The following is a 25,280-nucleotide window of genomic DNA, read 5'->3' as shown; positions in this document are numbered from 1 at the left end:
GCCAGAGCAAGAATGGCTATTGGAGCCGGGGGATATGCTTTACCTACCACCTCAATACGCCCATAACGGGGTAGCACTTGAGCCTGGAATGACATATTCGATTGGTTTTCGAGATCCTGATCATCGGCCTGGGCTTGGCCAGTCTGTTTCGTGCATTCTCTGAACTGTTGTTGTCCCGTCAAGAGCTACAGCATGCCAGTGCCCTGTATACCTGGAGCGCCGGCAGCCTGGCGGGGCGCGATCTGACAGCAGCTTTTCCGCTGGCAGTCGGGGTGGTGGCGTTATTGCCATTGGCCTGGTTGAGCGTGCGGCGTCTGTCCTTGCTGCGTTTTGATGCCGACATGGCCGCAACCCTTGGCTTGGCAAGGCAATGGACACAATGGCAAGCCTTGCTGACTGCCGTGGTGCTGGCTGGCCTGGCCATTGGCATTTGCGGCCCGATTGCCTTTGTGGCATTGTCCGCCCCCGTGTTTGCCAGCCGGCTGGCAGGAGAAGGCCGGATGGGGTTGTTACCTGCCGGTTTGATCGGCAGTGTGCTGGTGGTGACCGCTGATACGATCGGGCGCGTGGTGCTGGGGCATGCTGAATTGCCAGCCGGTGTGATTTGTAACCTGCTCGGTGGGCCGTTCCTGTTATGGCTGCTGCTGAGCGATCGTAAAGAGGGTGTGGCATGAGTCGCCTGACCATTCAAGGATTGTGTGCCCATCATCAGCAGCGGCAAGTGCTGCACCAGGTTTCGCTGCAGGTGCTGGCAGGTGAGGTGGCAGTGATCGTGGGCCCCAACGGCTGTGGCAAATCCACCTTGCTGCGTTGCATTGCACGGCTGCACAAACCCAGTCAGGGGAGTGTGCAGATTGATGGCCAGGATGTGTGGCAGTTGCGGCCCAAACAGGCCGCACAGCACTTGGCATTGTTGCCCCAATCACCGCAGGCCCCTGAGGGAATGACGGTCAGCAGCTTGATTCGTCATGGCCGCCATCCGCATCAGGGCTGGTTCCGGCAGTGGTCGACAGATGATGAACGAGCGGTACGAGCAGTGATGCAGGCCACCGGCGTGCTGGAACTGGCGCAACGTCCGCTGGAAGCACTTTCCGGTGGGCAACGACAGCGTTGTTGGCTGGCCATGGCCTTGGCGCAGGAAACCCCGCTGCTGTTGCTGGATGAGCCGACCAGCATGCTGGATCTGGGGCATCAGGTCGAGGTGTTGAACCTGGTGAAAAAGCTGGCTGCGGATGGACGCAGCATCATCATTGTGTTGCATGATCTGATTGCTGCCGCTCGCCATGCTGACCGCCTGATTGCGATGCGTGATGGGCGTATTGTGGCAGCAGGCAATCCACGCGATATCGTGACACCAATGTTGGTCAAGCAGCTTTACGATGTCGAGGCTGATGTGCTGACTGCACCGTCAGACGGTGCACCGGTTGTCGTCCCCGTTTCGTCCAGAATGCAGTCCGGACTGGGATTGGCCAGCTCCATGGTCGCCGATGTGTGCAAATGAACATATCTGCCTACTGACGCCCGCCATCACCCGTCTTGCCTGGAGGTTGCTGGGTTTGGATGCGCTGGTGATCTGTCTGCAATATCTGGTGTGCTGCCACCCCAGGCAGTCGTCCCGATTGACCGCCAACCCGCATGTCAACGGAGCCTGAGGTTGACCAATTCTGTCGGGGCTGGTGATACTGTTGCCCATGCCGTCGGATCGCCTGATTCCGATCACTTCCCATCCTGCCGATTTTCACGGAGCCAACTAGATGAAGCCTTGCCGGTTGTTCGCCTCGTCACTGCTGCTGTCAATTGTTCTATGCCACACCGCCACGGCGGCTACGCTGAAAAAACCTGAGTTGGATGCGCTGATCAGTGCACAGCAAGCCCAACCCGATACCAATCTAATGGCTATGCTGACCGAAGCGGCCAAGGCAGACCCGGCGCTGGCGGCCAGCGTCAAAGGGTATCGAGCCAAAGCGGCATTGGCTGGCGATGATCTGATCAATATCGGCCGCCTGTTGGGGGTGTATAACCGGGTGGTGAATCAAGAGCTGGTCATTCGCACCATCGACAAGATGGTGGCCTTGCGTACGGTACGCAGCGACAAAATTCCACCGCATGAAGATCCCGCGATCATCGAGTTTGGCAAGTTGGTCGAGACGATGGCCAAGGATTTCGGACTATCCTTTCGTAATGCCGATAACCGGGTGTTCGAAGTGAGACTGCCAGGCAAAGGTAAGGAAGAATTCGGTATCCTGACCCATGCCGACGTGGTGCCGGTGGTGGCGGATGAATGGGTGCTGGAAGATGGCACCAGGCTGGACCCGTTCAAGATGACCCGTATCGGTGACAAGTTGTATGGCCGAGGTACGATTGATGACAAAGGCTCGGTGGCGGCCGTGCTGTATGCGATGAAAGTGGTGAAGGAAAGCGGCCTGCCGCTGGAACGCACCATTCGGCTGATGATTGATACCACCGAAGAAACCGGTGGTGATGCGATCAAGTATTATCGTGAGCGAAACGCGTTGCCGGAATACAACATTGTGCTGGACAGCAAATACCCAGCAGTCGTCGCCGAAAAAGGTGCTGGCAATCTGAAGGTCTATTTCCCCATCGAAGCGACCACCGGCCAAGAGACGGCGGTGATTGCCATGACTGCCGCTGCGTCGGCTAACACGGTGCCGGAAACGGCTACTGCACTGTTGCAAGGTGGTGATTTGTCTGCCATCGCCAGCAAACTGGCGGCGGCACGCGACCCATTCATTGCTCGTTACACGCCGCAGGGTGGGGCTTTCCGAATTGATTTCAAACCGGTGGGCGACAGCCTGGAAGTGAAAATGACCGGTGTTTCTGCTCATGGCTCGCGCCCGGAAGAGGGGGTAAATCCTGTCCCCCGGTTGGCCATGTTCCTGCTGTCGTCTGGTATCAAGCTGGAGCCCAACCATTACAGCAAGGCGATTCAGTATATTCACGATCTATATGGCCTGGGTTATCGCGGCGAGAAAATGGGCGTGGCGTATTCGGACGATTTCATGGGGCCGTTGACCATGTCGCCAAACCAGTTACGTGAGCAGGATGGCAAGTTGGAAGTCACCACCAATGTCCGCATGCCGCGTGGCCAGACGCCGGTGGCACTGAGTAAGGCGGTATCGGCAAGGGTGAATCGTTGGGCTGAATCCTACCGGGTCAATCTCGACATCAACCATTCCCAGGGCAACTGGATGGCACGTGATCCGAACGGACCCTGGCTGGCGACATTGCTTAACATCTTTGGCGATACCACCGGGCTGGAAGCCAAACCTGTCTCCACGGCAGGGAGCACCACGGCCAAGCAGATGCCCAACGCAATCAACTTTGGCCCGGCCATGCCCGGCAAGAAGTACACCGCTCATAATGCCAGGGAGTACAAGGAAATCAGCGATCTCGGTACAGATCTGCAAATGTTCACTGAAATGCTGGTGCGGATCGGTAATCTGCAGAAAATGCAATGACCCGGCAGGTGACACCACCCGCAGCGATGGTGGCGGGTGATGTCGGTTGATATGGCATCATAGCTGGCGCTAAGCAGCCACCAGATCGTGATAATGTCGGTTGGCGACATCCGGATGTGAGCGCAGCCGGCCTTTCAGTACATTGCGACCTACCTCATAGAACAAGGCGTTATGTGGATCGCTGGCCGGGCCACGGGCTTCGGCTGCAAGCTGGGGGGGCAGGGTCAGCAGTGGTACCGTGGCATCAAGCTGCGCGGCCATGAAAAATGCACACGATAGCCGTTCTGTTCCCGCAGGTGGTGTGACCACGCGGTGGAGTGTGGCCCGCAAATAGCCATCGGAAGCCAGTTCCAGCAGCTCCCCAATATTCACCACAAATGACCCTGGCTTTGGCGTGGCAGGTACCCACTGTTCGTCAATCAGCACTTCCAGGCCGGGTTGTTCATCTTGTAATACCAATGTCAGATACCCTGAATCCTTGTGCGCACCAACCCCTTGATTGCTGCCTGCCTGATCGCGCCCCGGGTAGCGGATCAGCTTCAGATGCTGAAATGCACCATCGCGAACAGTCTGTTCAAAAGCCCCTTCGGGTTGCGCCAGTGCCAGCGCAAATGCGCGCAGCAAGGTAAGGGTGACCTGGGTCAGCTGGTCTTGCCAGGACAGAATGATCCGCTTCATCTCTGGTAAGGCTGCTGGCCATTGGTTGGGCCCTTGCAATCGGCGCCATGGTTCATGTGGATCATGCTGCGGCCATGCAATGGACTCACGCATCACATCAAATTGTTCGCGCCAGTCTTGTTGTCCACGCGTCAACTCACCGCCAATGCGGGTATAGCCGCGAAAGTGGGGTGAATTGGCCATTTGTACCTGCAGCTTTTCCGATGTGGGTAGCAAAAAGAACTGGCGGCTGATGGCCAGTGCCTGTTGCTGCAAGTCGTCATCGACACCATGACCAGTCAAGTAAAAGAACCCGATGTCACGAGCTGCCGCCCGCAGTTCGGCCAAAAAGCGTGGCCGGGTGGCAGCATGTTGGAAATCAGCAAGATTGAGTGTTGGCAGGTGATGTATCGACATGGTGAATCGTGTTGGATGCAAAGACTTATAGATCATAATGCGATAATAAATAATGTTATAAATAATAATTTGGAATATTAAAAGCGTGGTTGGTTTGCGTGCATCCATCGCTGAGCCGCCAAGTCGGCTACGCCCCAACAATTCAGCGGGTTGGTTGTCGATCACAATGATGGTCGTGAAAAAGCAGCGAACTCCAGCTAGATTGAATAGGGGACATGGCGCTGGTTCATGCGCCAACCCGCTGTTGTGGTAAGGGAGCAAGGCTGACGGCTCAGTCCCGGACCATGTCGCATTCCGTGCCAGGAGAGCAGACAATGCTGGATAACATGTCGGTAAAAAGCCGTTTGGCGGTATTGGTCGCGTTGTTGTCTGTTGTGATGATACTGGTGGGTGTGATTGGTCTCAGGGGCATGATGCAGACTCGTGATCGTCTGCAGACGGTCTATGCCGATCGGGCGGTACCTTTGGTTCAGCTGGCCTCCATTCTTGATAACCTGCACCTGGCCCGTGGCCGGGTGTTGATGTCAACGTTGGCCGAGGACCCAGGCAAGGCAGCGCAGGAGATGGGCGGCGTGCCAGCATTTGTGGCCGGTATCGACAAGGAATGGTCGACTTATATGGCTACCTATCTAACAGAAGAAGAAAAACGATTGGCAGCCAATTTTGCCGAGAATTACAAAAACTTTCGGGGGGCGCTGGATGCAACGATTCCCGCTGCCAACGCAGGTGACCGGGCTGCCACCTTACAGTCGATGGTACAAAGCAAATTTCGTGAACACTTTGATGCCACACGCGATAGCCTGTCCAAATTGATTGAATTGCAGGCAACCGTAGCCAAGGCAGAATATGAGGCAGCCACTGAGGATTATGCCTGGGCACGTAATTTGTCCAGCGGTAGTATTGTGCTGGGCCTGTTGACGGGTCTGGGATTGGCCTGGTGGATCATTCGTTCCATCACGACACCATTGGGCTTGGCGGTCGGCATTGCCCAGCGTATTGCGGCGGGTGAGTTGACCAATACCATTCCAAAGGGGGCCTTGAGTGAACCGGGGCAACTACTGACAGCGCTGAACCATATGCAGGATGAGTTGAAACAGGTTGCAGGCCAGATCAAGCACAGTGCGGATGATTTGGCGGTGGCCTCGGGTGAGCTGGCCACTTCCTCGGTCGAGATCTCGAAATCGGCCACGGTACAAAGCGAGGCATCTTCCTCAATTGCGGCGGCGGTTGAACAGATGACTGTCAGCATCAGTCATATCCACAATACCGCAGATGACACCCGGCGCGTCACTGTTGAAGCTGGCGAGTTATCGGCGCAGGGGGCCAATGTGACCGACCAGGCGGCGGGCCGGATGCGGTTGATCGCTGATACGGTCAATCGATCCTCCGGCCAGTTGGAGGAATTAAGCCGTTTGATTGATCAGGTTTCCGGTATTGTCACGGTCATCAAATCGGTGGCGGACCAAACCAATCTGCTGGCACTGAATGCAGCCATCGAAGCTGCCCGTGCGGGTGAGCACGGGCGCGGTTTCGCCGTGGTTGCGGATGAAGTGCGTAGTCTGGCTGAACGGACTGCCGGCGCCACCAAAGAGATCGGTGGCATGATTCGCCAGATTCTGGATAGTGTTGCGGTGGTAGTTGCCAGCATGCAGGAAAGCGTAGAGCTGGTTGATCACGGTGTAGCGTTGTCTGCAGAGGCTGGCCAGGTGATTGCGGATATCTTGAACAGCACACGGCAGGTGGTCAGTGCCGTGAACGATATCTCTGCGGCATTGAGTGAGCAGAGCGTAGCCAGTCAGGATATTGCTCGCCAGATTGAACGTATCGCGCAGTCCACTGAGGAAAACAATGCAGCCATCGGGCAGATGGCCAGTTCCTCCAAGCATCTGAACCAATTGGGGGCCTCGCTACTACAGTCGGCATCCCGGTTCAAATTCAATTGAAGCGAGTGTAACGGAAAACGAACAGGCGGCCCGGTCGGCCGCCTGTGCAAACCATCAAACGATGTTCATGCATTGCATGGAAGATCGCAGTCAGTGTTTGCCTTTTGAGGCCACTACTGTTTTGGGTTGAGTAATGAACGGTGTGGCAGGTACCACCGCCTGTTTCGGTTTCTTGGGTTTCTTCGGCTCACGATTGCCGCGCAGTTGGCCTTTTGCCATGGTGGTCTCCTTGCGATGTCGGCATGTTGAAAAACGGATCACCTGAAACGTGGATGACCGGCCGGATCGGCTTGAGGCATCGGCCAGCAACCATGATTGATCATAGGCCGATTGGGTAGGAAAGCCAGTCTTTTCTCCGCCTTTGCGTGCCGCCATCACAATGTCAGTTCAGTTTGACCAGATAATCCTCGACTTCACCAGAGATGGTGCCATTGCAGCCGGGCACTGCACCGCCATGATTCATGATGACCCGCATCCGGTAGCTGCCAGCGGGTCTGGATGAGAAAATATTCAGCGCTGTTTTCAGCGGCCCTGTGCCTTGGGTGGCGGTCACGATTTCGTCCTGACTGAATCTGCCGTCACGATTGAAATCGATCCAGACCTGCCATGATTCACTCGCGGTAGGTTGTCTTGTCCAGTAACCCGGTGTCAGCACCATCGAGTTATGACCACGTTGCAAATTCAGCGCAGGGTGTGCAATGACGCCATCGAAATACCCCCAGTCATTCCCAGCTGCCCGCCCTTGGCCATTCACTGTCACACTTTGAATATGTTCATGCTGGATATTGCCAACGGCACTGCAGGCGGCAATCGCCGGCTTCACTTGCACGGTGGTACTTGTCATGCTTGTCTGGCCTGCTTGATCTGTCACTTGAGCCTTGAGTACATGCAGGCCCACCGGCAAACTGACATTCACTGCGCCACCTGTACCCAAGTTGTCTGTTTGATCATCCAAAGACCAGCGAATCAGGCTGGACAGGTCGCTGTCTTCCCGATCTGTTGCGACGGCAATCAACGTTGCGGGTGCATTTTCCTGCAGCAATGCGCCAGTTGTCGGAGCCTGGATTTGAACAATGGGATGATAGTTTGTCGGCATGTCATTGTATTGCACGCGCAGCCTTACCGGTGAGCCAATGTTCACCATATCGTTCCAGTAAGTCATGCCCAGTAGAAAGCCAATCGATGTATTGGCGCCACCGCGCATGGCCTTGATAGCAGATGTCACATCAACCGGAAAGGTTGCATTGACGGTCATCTTGTTGGGATCGATGACGATGGCGGAGTGCTGGGTCTTTGCAAAATCAGCCAGTTCCACTTTGTCGTTACCGCTAAATGGATGTAGCAACATCTGACTCAGCAGGCCGGTGTCGCCGCCCCATTTGCCGATGATGGGCAATTCAAGCGTGGCGCTTGCAATCTGGGTATCGTTGCTGATCAATATTGCAGGCAGCTTGAATTCGTAAACGCTACGACGGTCTGTCAATTGTGTGAAGTTGAGCGACCGGACTTTGCGAACATAGGCAATGCCTTTGGTCTGTTGTGCGGGGATAAGCAAATCGAACTTGCCATCTGCCTTCCAGTTACCTGCTTCGCCACCATCAATGCCATCTGCGGCAGCACTGGGGCTCAAAGCCAATTCAGCGGCATTACCTGGCAAGGAAAAGAGGGCGGTCATCAAACCAGTAATGAGGAGATAGGCAGGAGAGGGTTTTGGCATCAAGGGTTCCTTCAAGGTTGATAGGGAATGCAACAAAAGGAACAACCATGATAGTGATTGGCTGTAAATAAATATAGTAAAGAGATTTAAGAAATGATGTGGCTACCAGCTGTCAGCGAGGTGAAGTGCGGTGCAAAAACCAGAAGATATGGGTGAAACCTGAGGATGTTGAGCAGCACGTGAGCCCCGATCGCGGTCGCGCAATAAGACATTGAACAGGTCTTAAGAACCTGGGCTGCGATTCGCCAGACCTTGTAGCCGGATCGTCAGTACTTGGGCTAGGTGGGCGTCGGCCTCCATACCAACAGGTTACCTTGCGGGAACGCAGCCTTGCCCCATCCACAAGGCCAATAGCCGGCAGCATAGGCTGCCATGATCGTTTCCCAAAGCGCATCGCCCACCTTGAAATGGTGGTTGACGCAGCCATGAAACAGGTCTGCCTCCACGTCTGCGATCAGTTCTGGATGGCCTTTGGATGTCAAATAGTCTTCCAGCACGTCATAATCATGTGTGCTCCAATGCTCGTATGCGCCTACCAGATCAGGCAGCATCGCAGCATGTTTTTCACGCAGGTCAGTCCATACTTCGACCAATGTTTCATCAGCATGCCAAGCATGGTGTTTTGCCTGCCTGATATCGACCAGATATTGCCAGATGTCTGGTTGTGCAGGCGAGGTATGGCGCGTATCCAGCAGCCTTCCTTGCTCAACCAGGGATCGAGCGGGTTGGAAAAGGGTGTCAAATTCGTTCATATTGTGCTGCCTCCTTTGGCGCCAACGGTGTAGGGAAGGTATGAAAGAGTGCGTGTATTGGCGGCAGTCACGTGATCAGATCTTAACAATGAGTGCAATATAGGGTGGTCATGGATAGTTTTCGCGAATTATACGAACAAGCTGTCAATTATGATGGCGATACCTTGTTTACGGATATCTTGCTACCCAACCTGAGCACTGCAAAGGATTGGATGCAATCGCTCGATCATTGCCGAGCGCTTCGCCATGCGCTGCCGGGGCAGGTTGCAGCAGAAGACTTGTGGTCCTGGTTTGCGTTGTCGGTGCTGAATGATCACTTGTTGACACCGTTGCGGGTATCGCTGGGGGAGTATCGACGTTTTTTCACCGAGTTGGGTTTTGAATGTTTTGATGGCCAGTCAGGCTTCAACCCTGTGCTGTGTGAAATAGTGGGTATGGGTAATTGGCCTGCCCTGGCCGAAGGCATTGTTGTGGGCACCACGCACTGGCCAGGTTTGCGTTTGGGCGAGCTGGTGTTCTCAAGATGCGCTGTCGATGTGTATGCCCATCCATCCTGGGGCATGATTGAAGGCATCGCGGATCGCAGCACGCTTTATTTCACTCATCACCGGTTCCGCCGCAAGACCAATCATCCGGCCCATGGGTGGGGTTCCAATTCAAGATGGCGCTCCCGTTTCTATCGAAACTATCTGACGGACCGGTTTGCCTTGCTCAACGTCGATGGCAGCTTCGATCTGGCGACTGCAGAGCCGACCGCCATCGAACTGGATGACGTTACGGTCGAGACTGCTCAGGAACTGCTCATCCATCGTGGCCTGGTGCAAACGCCAGACCACGCAGATCACTACCCATACGACTGGAAAATGGCCATCCGGCATACCTCGTCACTCTGGCCAATTGATCCGACACATGTCATTCCTTTCGATCATGCCTTGCAAGCATTACAGATCTGACACCGTGACCGTTATCGGCCAAGCGGTGGTGTCATGTTGAAAAGCAGACAGGGCGCCAGTATTTCATGCATGGACGGCATAGTGCGACTGCATTGATCGACTGGTGTTGCGATGCTGCCCAGGAGCGGGCGATGGACATTGCCGCATTGCCTGGGGCCAGGTTGATGTGGGCACCCCAAATCAATCAGGGGCTGTTGCGTTTTACACCCCAGCTACCCTGCAGTGATGAAGCCGTATTCAGTAACGCGACCAGGCTTGGTCGGCGCTGCAAGCAGGTGTCCATCTGTCATTGGCAGACCAGCTCGCGTTGTGTGGCACGTGCTGTAGCTGCCCTTGCACAGGTCTTGCGAGCACTCAAGCGCCAGGCACTGAGACTACGCGCCCACTTCACTGCTGAATGATGAGTTGTTTGTCACCACTCGTCCACTCAATAGCCTATTCTGGTATCCGCTTTTCTGTTTAAACATGGTTTTCGATGTTGAATTGCCGGTCATTTCTGCCTGAATTGATGTTCTGCTCCGTTTTGTCTGCTGTCGATTTATTCTTGTTGTGGAAAATGTGTGTGCGACATGACTATTTGTGATCGACCGTATTTGATGATTCATGATTGGTGTTGATGGATGCTTTGACGCTTGGGTTGGGTGGAATTTTTTATTTTCATGGTTTTGAATGGAGGTAAGTCATTTATCATCGCTGTATATTCACCAGGTCATGCCGGTTGTGGATGGCAGGTGGCTTGTCAGACCCGATCTGAATGGTTGAGCTGATTTTTCTTGATGGGGCTGAGGGTATGATGGATTTGGCATTGATGACTGCCGTATATCGTAATATTGATCGTGCATAGATTGGTTTTTGTGGTCGTGGATATTTGGGCTTGGTATTGTTTTGTGCTGTTGCAATCGTGATTACATGTATCTATGATGCATTCGGAAATTTTAAAGGTGTAATCGTTTTTTTGGTTGTGAATTGTTGGTTTTGTAAATTGCATGGGCTGGTGTTTGTAAATTCTGAATCATTTTTTCTAATTTGCTTGGAAGGAAATGAAGTGACGAAAGTATCAACTCGCCGTCTTATCCAACATGCATTGATCGTGCTGGCAGGCAGTGCGGTGTCGGCGACAGCTTTTGCTGCTGACACTCGACTGTTATGGGAGGATCTTCCCGCACAGCACGGTGCCCGTTCGCTCAATAAAAATGTCGGCCCGCAGCCAGCCCGTTTTCGGGCCGTGTCGCTTGATTTCGCCGGCCTGAAGGCGGAAATCGCCGCCATTCCCATCAGCGCCGGTGATACGCTTGACAAGGTGGCAGGCCCGAACGTTCGATTATCATTGCCGTTGCCGGAAGGGGGCTTCACCGAATTCATCCTAACCGATTCCGGTGTATTGCCACCCTCGTTGGCACAGCGTTACCCGGAAATTCGCAGCCTGAAAGGAACGGATGGCAAAGGCCGCCATTTGCGTCTGGATGTTTCACCGCAAGGGATGAAAGCCATCGTGTATGAGAAGGATGGCGCTTGGTTGGTGCAACCAGTGGAAACGCTGAGTGGCAAAGCGCTCATCGCGCCACTCAACGGGGCTCAATACTGGAGCTTCCGTCGCAGTGCGTTGCCCGCATCGGTACAGCCATTTCATGAGAAGGGGTTGGAGCGCCTCGCCAACCAACCGGAGTTCGTTGCAAAGACCCGTGACAGACAGGCGATGGCCGCCAGTGGCAACATCCGTCGCAACTACCGTATTGCCGTTGCAGCAACCAGCGCCTATACCAGCAAGTTTGGCGGCACGGTGCCTGGCGGATTGGCTGCAGTCAGCTTCATGATCAATCGTGTCAACGAGATATTCGAAAAGGACATTGGCGTGCATTTGACGCTGGTCGTCAACAATGACCAGATCATTTATACCGATCCCGCCACCGACCCTTACCAGCAGCCGGGCGACATTCTGCTGCAAAACGTTGAAAACGTGAACAAGGTCATTGGTGCCCCCAATTTTGATATCGGCCATGTGGTCGATCTGGGCAGCGGTGGTGTCGTTGGCCGTATCGGCAGTACCTGCATGGATAATCCTGGCCTCGACAACAAGGCTGCCGGTACTACGGGAAGAAACAATCCAGTGGGCGACGCGTTCTATGTCGATTATGTAGCACATGAATTAGGACACCAGTTTGGCGCATGGCACAGCTTCAACCGTTGCAATGGCCGTCGGTCCACGCTGGAGCGTTCCGCGCTGGAGCCAGGTAGTGGTTCTACCATCATGGGGTATGCGGGTATATGTGGGGTGAAGGAAAATCTGCAAAGCAATTCCGATCCTTATTTCCATGCGGTGAATCAGGATCAGATTCAAGCCTGGATCGCATCAAAAGGTGGGGCATGTGCAGTGAAAAGCATCAATGCCAACGATGCGCCGTGGATCGATCCGCAGACCATGCCAGGGGGTGGATTCAAGACATTGACGATTCCAGCGGGCACACCTTTTGTATTGCAAGGCAAGGCAACGGGTAACCCTGACGCTACCTTGACCTACGCTTGGGAGCAACTGGACGCAGGACCAGTACAAGGGGAAGTACTCAAAGACGATGGCAAAGGCCCCCTGTTCCGGTCCTATCTGCCCAATACCAGTGGTGAGCGGGTCTTCCCTCGTCTGGCTGCGGTACTGGGTGACGAACCACTCGGGAATGGCGAAGCCTACCCGGCAATGGATCGCAAGCTGACCTTCCGCCTGACCGTGCGTGACAACTTTGATACACAGGCCACGACTGCCACCGCTGATACGGTACTGGCCGTGCGTAACACGGGCAGCGCGTTTGCCGTCACATTGCCGAAAAAGTTTGATGTACTGACGGGTGGTTCGGTGCAAACGGTTGGATGGGATGTGGCAAAGACCGATGAGGCACCGATCTCATGCAAACAGGTGCGTATCGATCTGTCGTTGAATGGCGGCTATACCTATTTGCCTGATCCGCTGCTTGCTGCAGCACCTAACATCGGGAGCGCGAGCGTCATGTTGCCATCCGTTCCTGATGGAACCTCTCGAGCCAGGATCAAGGTCAGCTGCGCGAACCATGTATTCTTTGCCGTTTCGCCAGGTAACTTCATCATTCGATAAGCATCATCTTGTGGCTGGGCCGGTTCGTTGCCATCGACAGGTAACGGCACATGGTTCAGTATCCAAATCGGTAGCGCCAAGCAGCAAAGCCTCGCAATGCGAGGCCTTTCTGCTGAAGCGGTGAAGTGGCTGCATGAATCACGCAATGTGGTCTGGCCGCTTTCAGTGCCTGTTCAATGTCTGATTGCGCAAACGCGATCAGGGCTGATGTGCTGCTCAACATCTTCATGTGTCACACACCTGTATTCCGGTTTTTGTGTGGCGCATCACCCCGCTGGCAGCCGTTCATGACAGACCTTGAACAGGTTCTCAGAACATGATGCCGTCACCTGGTTAGTTGCGGTGGTCATCATGCTATGCGAGCGTCACTGTCGGGGCCTGGGGGGCTGGGCCTTGACGTGGTGTGAACACAACCCGGCCTGCTTGACGAAGCAGCTCCAAACGCCAGAACAGGAAGCTGTCTGGCACCATGCCCGGATGCTGACCCATGATTTCACCCACCACACGACTGGAGGATTGCGGGCTCAGTTCAGCTGTTTTGGCCAGCAATACTGCATCCAGATGATCCAGCGGGTAATCCACAATCCGGCCATCTGCGTCGATTTCCCGCCAGCCCAATCCCTTTGATTTCCAGTCCGCCCATAGCTGCCCAAGCTCGGTGCGTTCTGTGTCAGAAAGCGGCCGGGGGGCGAGCGGCATGAGCGATTCCGGTGGGCACATGGCGACAGCGTATTGCCCTTCATGATGATAGGGTACGTGTCCGGTGACATCCACGATCGACAGCGGGGTCTGCTCTGGTGTCAGGCTTGCAATCATGGCCAACATGAGTCGGTCATGCGCGTTGTTGCCAATCCAGATGGTAATGGGTTCTGGGGTGGCCAGGGCCGACAGCAGGTGGTGTTGAGATTCGGCGAAATACGCCACCAATTCCGCTTCATATTCTGCTTCGTTGTACCACCATTGCGCGGACCACACGGCTTTCCACCAGTCGGTGCGTAGGGTAGGGGATAACTGGTCCGCGTCCGACAATGGCCCCATCCGGAAATCATCCAGAACTGCAATGATGGCATGGGATTGTCCGGTCAATTTATTCAATTGCTTCAGATTGCCTACAGCACTGTCACCCCAGGCGATGTAACGAGAATGTGTCATGAAACCCAATCAGTCATGGAAATGAAGGGGAGCCTCCCGTTCCGTCAACTTTACATTGCGGATGGGAATGCACGATACGAGCAACAAGTGACACCGCCCGATGTGGAACGTTCGCCATGACGGTCATTTCTCCGATCAAACTTGACCGGGTGTTTCCGATTCGTTCGTGTCTGTAGAATGGGTCGCCTGATTGACTGATGGTGCATAGTAAAGCACGCCCAGTTTGATCCGCTCCCGACCCATCGCAACCCGATGTTGATTGGTATCTCTCAGTGAATAGACGCAGCCACAGTACTCTTGCTGGTAGAACGCTTCCCGCTTGCTGATTTCAATCATGCGTGCGGAACCCCCGCCTTTGCGCCAGTTGTAGTCCCAATACATCAAATCCGGATAATGTGCCGCAGCGCGATGCCCACAATCGTTGATCTGTTGCATATTCTTCCAGCGCGAAATCCCCAGTGAGCTGGTGATGACCGGAAAGTCATGCTCATGTGCATACAATGCGGTGCGTTCAAACCGCATGTCGAAACACATGGTGCAGCGAACGCCGCGTTCTGGCTCGTTCTCCATCCCTTTGGCCCGAGCAAACCAATTGTCCCGATCATAGTCGGCATCAATAAACGGCACGCCAAATTGTTCCGCAAAGCGAATATTCTCGTTCTTGCGTAATTCATATTCTTTACGTGGATGGATATTCGGGTTGTAAAAGAAAATCGTAAAATCGATCCCCGATGCCAGCATTGCTTCCATCACCTCACCACTGCAGGGCGCACAGCATGAATGCAGCAACACCTTGCTCTGGCCATTGGGAAGCGGTAGCGGTGAACGCTTGGTTTCAGTCATATCCTTACCTGGAATGTGTGCTCGCTTGGGCGTGGCATCAATACACAAGCAATGCGGCCGTTTTGCGAAACATTGAAACCCTATATTGTAGGGTTATGCGATTCACGTCTTGCAATGTTAGCCACGTGAAATCTTTTAATGATGAGATGAGAATAGTCGATCGCACAATCCACCCTCTCGCCAGATGGTGGTTGGACGGGAAAGACCGCCATGCCCGCAGTATGACCAACCGGCGGTAGCCGACTGGCCGGTGCAGGTCAAGCTAGCCTGTCATTTGCTCAATGTGTTCGCGTAGTGCTGCGTGGGCAGGTCACGGTACAAATCGCCACCTGCCATGAACTGCACACCTTGAACAAGCTTTACAGCTGCAGCGCCTCCGTTAAATCACCCGGGGGCGTGGCACCTCGTGCCAGAAAGGCTTCATTACGCAGTTTGACACCCTCAAGGTCCGGCAGGTCGAAGCGACGTGACAGGAAGCGGATGATCGAGGTAGTGTCATACAGCGTATGGTCGACATAGCCTTTCTTGGCAAACGGCGAAACGATGATGGCCGGAATGCGGCTGCCCGGGCCCCACCGGTCACCTTTGGGTGGGGCAATATGGTCCCACCATCCACCGTTTTCATCAAAAGTAATGATCACGACCATGTTCTTCCACTGCGGGCTGCTCATCAAGTGTTGCAAGACGTTTGCAACGTGATGATCACCACTTTCTACATCGGAATAGCCCGCGTGCAGATTCAGGTTGCCCTGCGGTTTGTAGAACGTGACTGGCGGTAGTTTTCCCGCCACCACATCGGCCAGAAATTTGTTGCTGATCGGGCTATCTCCCACACCACCGTCACGCAGATGGCGTGTGCGAGCGTCGGTATCAGGAGCGTAACGCTTGAAGTAATTGAACGGCTGATGGTGGTATTGGAAGTTAGGCAGGTGGCCGCCACCCTTGCCATTCAACGCGGTTTGCCAGGCACCGCCATACCAGGCCCAGCTGATACCCTTGGCAGATAACCGATCACCAATGGTGTCATAGGTTTGCGGTGGCAGGGTGGACGGGTCGTTTGGATCAGCATAACGGTCGTCGCCGCCTTCAGCCGGGCGGACGAAACTGGGTTGGTATGGCGGTGCCATGGTGTTGACGGCGAAGCCATCCGGTGTGATGGCACCATTGTTGACAAACTTGGGTGGCCCCGCCAGCGCCGAGTCCGGTGACGCGGGATCTACCGTCAGACGATAACCAGTCGGGCCGTCGTCCAATACTGCAATTTTCTTTTTGGCCGCTGTCTCATGGGCATTGAAGTATTCCGGCGTGCGGGCAGAAATCAGAAACTGATGATTCAGATACGAGCCGCCAAATGCAGCCATGAAGAAGTTGTCGCACAGCGTGAACTGCTGGGCAATCGCCCACAAATTCAGATTCTTGTGGGTCTCGCTGTAGTAACCCATCGGCAAGCCGCCTGAATCGGCCCAGGCCACAAAGCTGTCGTTCTTGCCACCGTTGATCTGCATCTGGTTCTGGTAGAACAGATGCCATAGATCGCGCGTGATGATGGATTCAGGCAGTGGCGCATTGTTTTTATCTTTCAAAACCCAAGGTGCATTGGGCAAGCCTGAAATGTCATCCTCCTTGATCAGATAATGTTGGCCACCCACAGACTGACCACGTTGCACCATTCCCCCCCATACCTTGGGCAAGGTCGTGAGTTCGCTACCATCACGATCTTTCTGAGGCTCAATGCTGGCGTCAGAAAGCGGGGACTTCAGGCCAGGGAAGGCAGCAAACAGATTGTTGAAGCTGCGGTTTTCCAGATAGATCACCACAACATGCTTGACCTTCTCCTTCAGTCTGTTATCAAGCGAACCGGTGCGCGATGTCGCAGCTGCATTGGTGGAAAGTGGCAGCATCGTACTGGCACCAATCGCCGCCAAGCCTTCAAACAGGCGGCGGCGGGATGGGTCGGCAGGCGCATCTGGCCTATTGTCGAGCGGATCAGGGTTACCCGTGCTGGACGCTTTGTTTTTCTTCATTGTGGCGTTTCCTTAAGATGTCAAAACGACGGTCGATAATGTACCCCTCTAGGCTTGTTTGGCTCAATGACAGCTTTGTATCGGCATGGATGACATGGCGTGACTGGCAACGACCTGCTCATATCGGTGCCAAGCATGGCCACTTGCCGTGGATGGACACTGTTTGCCGTTGCAACTATTCTGACTGCTTGATTTTCCAGGGGATGCAGCATGGACCGATTCACAGGTGGCTGCCTTTGCGGCAATGTCCGAATAGTGGCATCGGGACGCCCCTACCGGGTCGGCCTTTGTCACTGCCTCGATTGCCGCAAGCATCATGGCGCGCTTTTTCACGCTTCAGCGGTGTTCCCGCAGGAAGCGGTGACGATTGATGGCGAAACACGTGATTACGCCGGACGGTATTTCTGCCCCCGCTGCGGTTCGCCCGTATTCTCACGCACTGCAGATGAAATCGGAGTCAACCTGGGCACCCTGGATACCCCTGATCAACTGACACCCACCTACGAACTCTGGACTGTCCGTCGTGAGTCCTGGTTGCCGCCGTTTCCGATCACGAGGCGATACGAGCGCGATCGTGACGCCAACAACCGTTTCGAGGCATAGCTGGTACAAACTACGGGTTAGTGGTTAGTTGATTGAAAGTAGCACTGCGCTGCTCAATCGCTCGTCTCGGTCAGTATTTCAATCATGGCTCTCGAGGCAGCAGAAAGACGACGATGCGGTGGGTAGATCAACGAGAAGCGGTTGGCGTAACCGCGTAGTTCGGTCAGGACTTCCACGAGCCGGCCGCTATCAATGCATTCCTTCACCACAAAGTCGTAGATCTGGCAAAGCCCTAGCCCTTGTTCTGCCAGTGATACCACACCCAGCACATCTTCTGAGACTGTGATGGTGGCCGGTGGCAGCCATTCAATGTCTTTGCCGTCAGAACGAAATGTCCAAGGGTTTGGGCGTCCCGTGCTGGGCATCAAAAACGACAAGCATGTGTGCCTTTCCAGCGCTTGCAGACTGGTTGGTTGGCCCGCACGCGCAAGATAAGCGGGCGCTGCCACCACGCATTTCGGTGCGTCCTCCAGCTGACGTGCAACCAACCCACTGTCTGGCTGACGGCCCACGCGGATGGCCATGTCAAAACCTTCGGCGACCAGATCGACATTGCGGTTGGCGATGTGTAGTTCTACTTTGACGTTGGGATAGCGCTCGCGGAACCGGCGTAGTTTTGCCGGCAGCCGATAGTGTCCGTAGGTGGTGGGTGCACTGATCCGCACCAGGCCGGTCAATTCACCATCCTGCCCCTGGATTGCACGTTCAACCTCATCAATCGTCGACAGGGCGATTCGGGCTTGCTCCAGATACATTCTACCTGCGTCCGTCAGGCTCAGTTGGCGCGTGGTACGCCGAAGCAACTGCGTCCCAAGCTTGGCTTCAAGCCGGCTGATGGCCCTGCTGGCGACGGATGGCGTTGTGGAAAGGGCAACCGCACCAGCTGTCAACGAGCCATGTTCCATGACGGTCATAAAGACTTCGACGTCGGCGAGGTGATCGAACTTGCGACTCATTTTGTCCTTTGAGGCACAAATGATTTGGTTGGTAGATAGTTTATCGCTGCAGAAGGGCGGAATAAAGTAGCGGACATCGAGCAGCAGCCCAGGACGATCTTCGTTCAACCATGTGAACGAAAAAGAAGTAGGTCAGCATCTGCTGTGATAAACATTCGGCGTCTTCGCTTCAACTTGGTCGCGGGCGCCATTACTCATCAATATTGAAAGGTAACATCATGAAAATGCTACTGGTCCTGACTTCGCACGACCGCCTGGGCGACACTGGCCACAAAACCGGGTTTTGGCTGGAAGAGTTCGCCGCGCCGTACTATGTGTTCAAGGACGCCGGGGCCACCATGACACTGGCCTCGCCAGCTGGCGGGCAGCCACCGCTTGATCCCAAAAGTGACGAGCCAAATGCGCAAACCGCAGCAACCCAACGGTTCCGCCAAGATCCCACAGCACAGCAACACTTGGCATCGACGCTACCGCTCGCATCCGTCTCCGTCGCAGATTACGACGCGGTCTTCTACCCTGGCGGCCATGGCCCGTTGTGGGATTTGGCCAACGACGCCGCCTCGATCGCATTGATCGAAGCTGCCGATCGTACTGGCAAACCGCTTGGCTTGGTCTGCCATGCCCCGGGGGCATTGATCAAAGCACGCAACGTAAATGGGCAACCGCTGATCGCCGGCCGCAAGGTGACGGGTTTCTCCAACAGCGAGGAGGCCGCCGTGGGGTTGGCTGCTGTCGTACCTTTCCTGATTGAAGACGAATTTCAACGGCTTGGTGGTCACTACGAAAAAGGTGCGGACTGGCACCCACACATCGTGACAGATGGGCGCCTTGTCACCGGACAGAATCCTGCCAGCTCCGAAGGTGTAGCCAAAGCCTTGCTCGCACTGCTGGGCTGAATATTACAGAAAGGATGAGCCACAGATGAGCAAGCGCATGCTCCACGTCGTCTCCAACGTCAGCCATGACGACGATGCCGCGCGCCCCGCCGGTCTGCGGCTATCCGAACTGACACACGCCTATGACGAATTCGCCGCCGAAGGATATGAGCAGCACATTGTCAGCCCATCGGGTGGTGCCATTCCAATCGAGCCGCGCTCGCTCAAATGGCCTTATTTTGATAGCTCGGCACGACGAGGGCAGGTAGACCCGGTCTTGTCCAAAGCACTGGCAATGACCGCGTGGCCTGAAGAAGTCAATGCCAAGGATTACGGCATGATCTACTTCGCCGGCGGCCACGGGGTAATGTGGGATTTTCCAAGCAATGAGGCACTATAGGCCATCACCCGCGACATTTATGAACGTGGCGGCATCGTCTCATCCGTTTGTCACGGCTATAGCGGTCTGCTCAATACCATGTTGTCGGGCGGCACCCTGCTGGTCGTGATGTTAGTCATTCAGCTTATCTCTAATTGGTAGTTCTACTGTTGGGGGCTGCATACTGCAGATCAAGAAAGTACCGTTGGCTCTTGATCATCAGTAGAGAAAGTAGCCTCCGCGGACACATGCGCTGGAACGCTCTGTAATCTCAGCAACTAGCGAACCGTGAGCACCAACTTTCCTTGGATATGTCCACGGGCTACTCTCTCGTGCGCTTGGTACGCATCTGCAAGGGGGTAGATACTGTCAATCACGACACGCACTAGTCCTGTATCAAGCAAGTGTGCGAGCTCCGCCAGTTGCATACCGCTAGATCGAACCTGAGTTGCCGATATCTTGATACCCAACCTCGCTGCCTCATCAGCACCGGCGAAGCCTAAGGGGAAAATTGGGAAGAGCGAACCACCACGTTTGAGTGTGCGAAGGAAACGCTCCGAAGAAGGACCACCAACGGAGTCAATGACTAGATCAACGTCGCGGACAAAGTTCTCTGGAGTCGTCGTGGTGTAGTCGACGAATTGATCTGTGCCGAGTTCACGTAGCAAGGCCTCATGTTTACCGGAAGCTACGGCAATTACACGTGCACCTTTCCACTTGGCCAGTTGCACAGCAAAGTGCCCAACACCGCCAGCGGCGCCATTGACTAGGATAGTCTTTCCCTCAAGAGGTACCGGCTCATGTTTGTTTGGCTGAAGGGGATTGGGCTCGTCATGCCCCAGCTCAATCATGAATTGCCATGCGGTTAGCAAAGACATTGGCACCGCGGCAGCATGCACGTGGTCGATACTGGTTGGCTTAAGCGCTACTTCAGATTCCGGGATGCTGATGTATTCCGCATAGCCCCTACTGTCGCCGGCCATCCCGCTTGGAAAGCGAACCATCGCATACACCTCGTCTCCGACAGAAAAGCGGCTGACGTCATTCGCTACAGATACAACAACGCCGGAAACATCGGTCCCAAGGGTGACTGGGAAATTTACCTTCGGTTGCCACTCGGGAGGCAGCATCTTGTAGCCATCGCGCAGATACCAGTCGGGGGGGTTAATGCCTACGGCGTGAACACGAACAAGTACCTCTCCACTTTTCAGCTCGGGCATCGGGGCATCTTCATAGCGCAGCACATCAGGGCCTCCGAACTCATGCAGACGAACTGCTTTCATGGTCTTGGATAACATGACTTCCTCCTTGGGCGAGAATGAACTAACATTAATGGATCACCGCTCCGCTAAAACGGAGCGGTGATCCAAATATACGGAGCGGTGATCCGATTGTAAAGTCCAAACTATGAGAGCTGATGCAAAAAAAAACTACGACCGCTTGCTTGCGGTCGCTCGTGAAGTCTTCAATGAACAAGGTGTCGAAGCCTCATTACGAGATGTAGCTAGGCGGGCGGATGTGGGCCTAGGCACGCTTTATCGCCACTTTCCAACTCGGGAGGCACTGCTAGAAGTTCTACTGCGTGCGAGTTTCGACGAGCTCACGGCCAAAGCCAAAGAACTTGAAACTGCCGATGCAGTGGATGAGGCTCTTGTGTCATGGCTGCGTGAAACCATCGCGGTCGCTCATAGCCACCGTGGCGTTATTGGTTCGATGACGGCAGCGATTGAAGATCCGGATTCGGCACTTCATGCCTCGTGCCTATCAATGCGAGCTTCTGGTGAGCGGCTACTGAACCGTGCTCAAGCTAAGGGGCTTGCTCGTAATGACATAGATGGTGCAGACCTATTTGCCTTAGTTGGCGCCTTGGCTTGGCTCAATGATCAACCCGCACATACCTCACGGATAGATCATCTCTTCGGTGTAATTGCCAGCTCGATACTGACAAATGGAGTGCCCGTTTCCGTATGATTACATCAATTGGACTGTCTCGGCAGTTGTAGAACTCTTTGAATTGTCGGTCATATTGTTGATGTCTCTACTCGACGTTCACGCAGGGCTAGGGCAGCTTGCATCGGTAATGCCGATGCTTTGGCGGCTTCAATGAATATCTTGGCAGGCGCATCCTGCAAAGACTGAAGCGTTGCCATGCGCCTCTGAAGCCGATGCATGCTCAGGTTTACAGTCGCAAATTCATCAGCACTCAAGGGCCTGTCCTCATCAATCTCTCGAGATAGGTCCAAAAGCTGTAGCGAATACTCGGGGTGCTGCGAAAGGTATCGCTCCAGCACTCCGCATTTCCCCGGTTCGAAGTCCATAGCGAACACACCTAGAACATCTTCTCGGGTAGTCGGCGAATTCTCAGCCATTATCTTCTCCCCTTGCGTTCGAGATGTGACCTCAACGTAGTGAAAGCTTTGTCTCGGTGCGTGCGGATGGTCTTCTCGGTCTTGCCCAAAACCTTGCTGATGGACGAAATCGATGGGTCCTTCGACTCAATGGGAATTTCTTGGCGTAACATCTCGACGATTCTCCGTTGGAATTCAGGCAAGCTGTCAATCGCATCGCCGAGCCACAACCGGTAATATTTTTTGTCGAGTTCGTCGACCTCAAAGGGGTCGTAGTCCCCAGCTGCAGCATCCACTCGGTCGGAAACCTCCACCTCGTCAGAGCCAAGTTCATCGTTCCGATTCTCGTGTGTCCAATGACGAGTGCTAGCGTCTTGCCGATCCCAAGCTATGGCCGAGTTGAAGTTGACTTCGTAGTAGTCGAGGCGGTCGTCATACCCATCCTGGTCGCTCAGCAGAAGATCAACAAAATGGTCACCACATCCTCCCGGATGTTCATTTTGGTGAGAGACATTGCATGACCACCTGCGTCCGTACTCGACGAACTACTCGGTTCAGCAGCTGCTCCGTCAATTTGTCCCGACAAATCCCATCCGGCAGGTTTCGAGCGAAGTAAACCAGCGCCTCAGGAGAAATGAACCCCGGTACGGTGCTTGGCCAAAGGGCTGACCGGCGCTCCAGTTCAGCAGCGCTTAGGGCAATAAGCTCCTGAATCTCAGCCTCAACGGACTGGCACCTATGATAAGGCGTACCATCAGGCTTGGTTTTACATAGGGGGTTTACCTGCACCACGCTAATTCCCGAAACAGGCCCACCTTAGGGGCGGGCCTATCAACAGAACAAAATCCATAGGTTTCGCGTTTCTAGCTGCAGATTTCGCGCCACCTAGCTTTATTAGCCCCAGTTGCGAGGCTTATTGTTGGCAACATAATGAAAAATTGTGTGTCGTCGGGTGAAAAATTATGTGTCGCCCGACGACGGTCAAATCAATCCCAGTTCAGGGCTCCACCTGATTGGTACTCGATCACGCGGGTTTCGAAGAAGTTTTTCTCTTTCTTCAGGTCGATCATTTCGCTCATCCACGGGAAGGGGTTGGTGGCACCGGGGAAGAGCGGGTCGAGGCCGATTTGTTGCATGCGGCGGTTGGCGATGAAGCGCAGGTAGTCTTTGAACATGCTGGCGTTCAGGCCCAGTACGCCACGGGGCATGGTGTCTTCGGCGTAGGCGTATTCCAGTTCCACTGCGTGCTTGAACAGCTCGATGATTTCCGCTTTGAAGCTGTCGGTCCACAGCTGTGGGTTTTCCAGCTTGATGGTGTTGATCAGGTCGATGCCGAAGTTACAGTGCATGGATTCATCACGCAGGATGTACTGGTATTGCTCAGCAGCGCCGGTCATCTTGTTTTGACGGCCCAGGGCCAGGATCTGTACGAAGCCGACATAGAAGAACAGGCCTTCCATGATGCAGGCAAAGACGATGATGGACTTCAACAGCGCTTGGTCAGTTTCCAGGGTGCCGGTTTTGAAGGTCGGGTCGGTCAGGGTGTCGATGAACGGGATCAGGAATTCATCCTTGTCGCGGATCGATTTCACTTCGTGATAGGCATTGAATACTTCGCCTTCATCCAGGCCCAGGCTTTCCACGATGTATTGGTAGGCATGGGTGTGGATGGCTTCTTCAAAGGCTTGGCGCAGCAGGAACTGACGGCATTCTGGTGCGGTGATCTGGCGATAGGTGCCCAGGACGATGTTGTTGGCGGCCAGGCTGTCTGCGGTGACGAAAAAACCCAGGTTACGCTTGACCAGGCGGCGTTCGTCGTCGGTCAAACCATTGGGGTTTTTCCACAGTTCGATGTCGCGCTGCATGTTCACTTCCTGCGGCATCCAGTGGTTGGCGCAGGTGGCCAGGTATTTTTCCCAAGCCCATTTGTATTTGAACGGAACCAGTTGGTTGACGTCGGTGGTGCCGTTGATGATGCGTTTGTCGACAGCGGAAACACGGTTGTTATCTGCAGCAACCATGCTGCCGGCGTGGTGTGGCTGGTTGGACGTGCTGGGGCGGGTGGCTGCCGGGTTGTCGTCAAAATTCAACATGTGCGGTATTCCTTTCTTGTCTATGGACTTTGACCAGTTCATCTGGAAAACAATCCAATCGGTGATTCGGTCAAGCCATTCTTTTTGTGTTTAGCCCTCGGTGCTGGCGGGTACTGCCATCATGGCGAGGCTGAATGAGCAATGCCCATGTTGAAACCGGCTTGTCAGTCGGCTTGAAGATGGACATTGTTTGGCCGCGATTGCGGCCTGTGGCGCAGTGAGCCAGATGCAGTGCACCCGGCAGCATGGGGCAGTCGTGCGACACAGCCCCTGATGACTAAACTGGATAGCTAGCCTGGATATTTCATAAATTGACGCGAGTGCTAGCTTGTCTTTTGATCCATATGAAGATTTTCGTTCTGTCGCGCGTAAGAACCACTACGCGACTCCTTCACGAAATCTCCCTATGAATCAAAATCCTGCACCATCATCTCGCGAATTTGCGAAATATCCAGGCTAAAATGGCGAGTTGTATTCGCACCCTAGCAGTGTTGTATCGGGATGTGTGGTGACGTCCGATGCGGTCAACTTACCTACTTTTTTGATTTCCTTGATGAAAAATACCTTGCTGGGTGTTAACTCAAATTTGGCCAGTTTCAGTTTGGCGCCTACGTTCTCCTTGCTTTCGCCCGGTAACATCAAGCTGATGCCATTGCCGGCCAAGACCAGTTGATCAGATTGGTATTGATTGGCGCGAATGGGTTTATCCAGTTGATAGAGCTTAAGGAAAGGGTTTTTGGATTCCAGCTCTTTGATGCCAGGGAGTTGATCTACTGCCGTGGCGAAATCCAGCAGGTCACCGTACTTGCCTTTGCATTCCAATAGGGTGGTCAGCTTTTTCTCTTCTTTGGCATCCAATGCTTGGCAAAATGGGCTGAACAATAGCAGGGCAGTGGCAAGGGCGGGTACGATTTTCACGCTGGGGTCCTCCAGATCAGGCAGTGGCAAGGTGATTCAATCAGTGCCCCCACTGGCCGGGGAGGCCAGTG

Annotated in this window: 24 protein-coding genes and 2 pseudogenes; 12 read left to right on the top strand and 14 right to left on the bottom strand. The window is 54.4% G+C overall.

Annotation, left to right across the window (positions count from 1 at the left end):
* The 4 genes and pseudogenes from FFS57_RS03640 to FFS57_RS03625 form a co-directional block, all read left to right on the top strand.
* Window positions 1-127: pseudogene (locus FFS57_RS03640) on the top strand (JmjC domain-containing protein); the annotation flags it as partial.
* Window positions 102-674: an iron chelate uptake ABC transporter family permease subunit gene (locus FFS57_RS03635; protein WP_171013555.1), complete on the top strand. Its 573-nt coding sequence runs from the start codon at window positions 102-104 to the stop codon at window positions 672-674. The pseudogene FFS57_RS03640 and the gene FFS57_RS03635, both read left to right, overlap by 26 nt.
* A complete protein-coding gene (locus FFS57_RS03630; protein WP_137936395.1) occupies window positions 671-1,501 on the top strand; it encodes an ABC transporter ATP-binding protein in 831 nt (276 codons plus the stop codon). Before FFS57_RS03635 ends, FFS57_RS03630 begins: the two co-directional genes overlap by 4 nt.
* A 253-nt stretch (window positions 1,502-1,754) precedes the next feature.
* On the top strand, window positions 1,755-3,479 hold the full coding sequence (locus tag FFS57_RS03625) for a dipeptidase (protein WP_137936394.1): 1,725 nt from the start codon (window positions 1,755-1,757) through the stop codon (window positions 3,477-3,479).
* A 69-nt stretch (window positions 3,480-3,548) separates the two neighbouring features.
* On the opposite strand, the gene FFS57_RS03620 is transcribed toward FFS57_RS03625, so the two are convergent.
* Window positions 3,549-4,553: an isopenicillin N synthase family dioxygenase gene (locus FFS57_RS03620; RefSeq protein WP_137936393.1), complete on the bottom strand. Its 1,005-nt coding sequence runs from the start codon at window positions 4,551-4,553 to the stop codon at window positions 3,549-3,551.
* Window positions 4,554-4,867: 314 nt separating this feature from the next.
* Here FFS57_RS03620 and FFS57_RS03615 point away from each other — a divergent pair, with 314 nt between their 5' ends.
* Window positions 4,868-6,496 carry a methyl-accepting chemotaxis protein gene (locus tag FFS57_RS03615; RefSeq protein ID WP_171013553.1) on the top strand — a complete coding sequence of 543 codons (1,629 nt, stop codon included), beginning with the start codon at window positions 4,868-4,870 and terminating at the stop codon, window positions 6,494-6,496.
* 90 nt (window positions 6,497-6,586) lie between these two features.
* Here FFS57_RS03615 and FFS57_RS03610 read toward each other — a convergent pair whose 3' ends face one another.
* The 3 genes from FFS57_RS03610 to FFS57_RS03600 form a co-directional block, all read right to left on the bottom strand.
* Window positions 6,587-6,871 (bottom strand): hypothetical protein, encoded by a 285-nt coding sequence (locus FFS57_RS03610; protein WP_137936391.1) that lies wholly within the window; start codon window positions 6,869-6,871, stop codon window positions 6,587-6,589.
* Window positions 6,872-6,878: 7 nt separating this feature from the next.
* Complete coding sequence (locus tag FFS57_RS03605) at window positions 6,879-8,213, bottom strand: GEVED domain-containing protein (protein WP_137936390.1); 1,335 nt, start codon at window positions 8,211-8,213, stop codon at window positions 6,879-6,881.
* A 278-nt stretch (window positions 8,214-8,491) separates the two neighbouring features.
* Window positions 8,492-8,965 (bottom strand): hypothetical protein, encoded by a 474-nt coding sequence (locus tag FFS57_RS03600; RefSeq protein ID WP_137936389.1) that lies wholly within the window; start codon window positions 8,963-8,965, stop codon window positions 8,492-8,494.
* 110 nt (window positions 8,966-9,075) lie between these two features.
* Between FFS57_RS03600 and FFS57_RS03595 the strand changes: the two genes are divergently transcribed.
* From FFS57_RS03595 to FFS57_RS03585, 3 genes are all read left to right on the top strand, one after another.
* A complete protein-coding gene (locus tag FFS57_RS03595) occupies window positions 9,076-9,918 on the top strand; it encodes a hypothetical protein (RefSeq protein ID WP_137936388.1) in 843 nt (280 codons plus the stop codon).
* Between the two features lie 65 nt (window positions 9,919-9,983).
* Window positions 9,984-10,319, top strand: coding sequence for a hypothetical protein (locus FFS57_RS03590; protein ID WP_137936387.1), 336 nt, complete (start codon window positions 9,984-9,986; stop codon window positions 10,317-10,319).
* A 644-nt stretch (window positions 10,320-10,963) separates the two neighbouring features.
* Window positions 10,964-13,018 carry a reprolysin-like metallopeptidase gene (locus FFS57_RS03585; RefSeq protein ID WP_137936386.1) on the top strand — a complete coding sequence of 685 codons (2,055 nt, stop codon included), beginning with the start codon at window positions 10,964-10,966 and terminating at the stop codon, window positions 13,016-13,018.
* Window positions 13,019-13,073: 55 nt separating this feature from the next.
* On the opposite strand, the gene FFS57_RS25105 is transcribed toward FFS57_RS03585, so the two are convergent.
* From FFS57_RS25105 to FFS57_RS03570, 4 genes are all read right to left on the bottom strand, one after another.
* On the bottom strand, window positions 13,074-13,247 hold the full coding sequence (locus FFS57_RS25105; protein WP_171013551.1) for a hypothetical protein: 174 nt from the start codon (window positions 13,245-13,247) through the stop codon (window positions 13,074-13,076).
* Window positions 13,248-13,372: 125 nt separating this feature from the next.
* A complete protein-coding gene (locus tag FFS57_RS03580; protein WP_137936385.1) occupies window positions 13,373-14,170 on the bottom strand; it encodes a DUF1835 domain-containing protein in 798 nt (265 codons plus the stop codon).
* Between the two features lie 135 nt (window positions 14,171-14,305).
* The gene (locus FFS57_RS03575) at window positions 14,306-15,013 is read right to left on the bottom strand and encodes an epoxyqueuosine reductase QueH (RefSeq protein ID WP_249383864.1); all 708 of its coding nucleotides are present in this window, start codon (window positions 15,011-15,013) and stop codon (window positions 14,306-14,308) included.
* 359 nt (window positions 15,014-15,372) lie between these two features.
* Complete coding sequence (locus FFS57_RS03570; RefSeq protein ID WP_137936384.1) at window positions 15,373-17,037, bottom strand: acid phosphatase; 1,665 nt, start codon at window positions 17,035-17,037, stop codon at window positions 15,373-15,375.
* A 210-nt stretch (window positions 17,038-17,247) separates the two neighbouring features.
* Between FFS57_RS03570 and FFS57_RS03565 the strand changes: the two genes are divergently transcribed.
* Complete coding sequence (locus FFS57_RS03565) at window positions 17,248-17,640, top strand: GFA family protein (RefSeq protein WP_137936383.1); 393 nt, start codon at window positions 17,248-17,250, stop codon at window positions 17,638-17,640.
* 53 nt (window positions 17,641-17,693) lie between these two features.
* On the opposite strand, the gene FFS57_RS03560 is transcribed toward FFS57_RS03565, so the two are convergent.
* Window positions 17,694-18,596: a LysR family transcriptional regulator gene (locus FFS57_RS03560; protein WP_137936382.1), complete on the bottom strand. Its 903-nt coding sequence runs from the start codon at window positions 18,594-18,596 to the stop codon at window positions 17,694-17,696.
* A gap of 218 nt (window positions 18,597-18,814) precedes the next feature.
* Between FFS57_RS03560 and FFS57_RS03555 the strand changes: the two genes are divergently transcribed.
* Entirely contained in the window at window positions 18,815-19,492 is a 678-nt protein-coding gene (locus FFS57_RS03555; protein ID WP_137936381.1) for a type 1 glutamine amidotransferase domain-containing protein, read from the top strand.
* 25 nt (window positions 19,493-19,517) lie between these two features.
* Window positions 19,518-19,973 (top strand): annotated as a pseudogene (locus tag FFS57_RS03550) (type 1 glutamine amidotransferase domain-containing protein); the annotation flags it as partial.
* A 155-nt stretch (window positions 19,974-20,128) separates the two neighbouring features.
* Here the strand turns inward: FFS57_RS03550 and FFS57_RS03545 are convergent.
* Window positions 20,129-21,148, bottom strand: a complete 1,020-nt coding sequence (locus FFS57_RS03545; RefSeq protein WP_137936379.1) for an NADP-dependent oxidoreductase — start codon at window positions 21,146-21,148, stop codon at window positions 20,129-20,131.
* 109 nt (window positions 21,149-21,257) lie between these two features.
* Between FFS57_RS03545 and FFS57_RS03540 the strand changes: the two genes are divergently transcribed.
* Window positions 21,258-21,821 carry a TetR/AcrR family transcriptional regulator gene (locus FFS57_RS03540; protein ID WP_137936378.1) on the top strand — a complete coding sequence of 188 codons (564 nt, stop codon included), beginning with the start codon at window positions 21,258-21,260 and terminating at the stop codon, window positions 21,819-21,821.
* Window positions 21,822-21,871: 50 nt separating this feature from the next.
* Here the strand turns inward: FFS57_RS03540 and FFS57_RS03535 are convergent, their stop codons facing one another.
* The 4 genes from FFS57_RS03535 to FFS57_RS03520 form a co-directional block, all read right to left on the bottom strand.
* On the bottom strand, window positions 21,872-22,219 hold the full coding sequence (locus tag FFS57_RS03535) for a hypothetical protein (protein ID WP_137936377.1): 348 nt from the start codon (window positions 22,217-22,219) through the stop codon (window positions 21,872-21,874).
* Window positions 22,219-22,512 (bottom strand): RNA polymerase sigma factor, encoded by a 294-nt coding sequence (locus FFS57_RS25690; protein ID WP_249383863.1) that lies wholly within the window; start codon window positions 22,510-22,512, stop codon window positions 22,219-22,221. The genes FFS57_RS03535 and FFS57_RS25690 overlap by 1 nt, the downstream gene beginning before the upstream one ends.
* Before the next feature lie 672 nt (window positions 22,513-23,184).
* Window positions 23,185-24,291 (bottom strand): ribonucleotide-diphosphate reductase subunit beta, encoded by a 1,107-nt coding sequence (locus tag FFS57_RS03525; protein WP_137936376.1) that lies wholly within the window; start codon window positions 24,289-24,291, stop codon window positions 23,185-23,187.
* A gap of 456 nt (window positions 24,292-24,747) precedes the next feature.
* Window positions 24,748-25,209, bottom strand: coding sequence for a hypothetical protein (locus FFS57_RS03520; protein WP_137936375.1), 462 nt, complete (start codon window positions 25,207-25,209; stop codon window positions 24,748-24,750).
* Between the last annotated feature and the right edge of the window lie 71 nt (window positions 25,210-25,280).

The sequence above is a fragment of the Chitinivorax sp. B genome (assembly GCF_005503445.1).
In the GTDB taxonomy this organism is placed as follows: Bacteria; Pseudomonadota; Gammaproteobacteria; order Burkholderiales; family SCOH01; genus Chitinivorax.
This window is presented reverse-complemented; position numbering and strand designations above follow the sequence as displayed.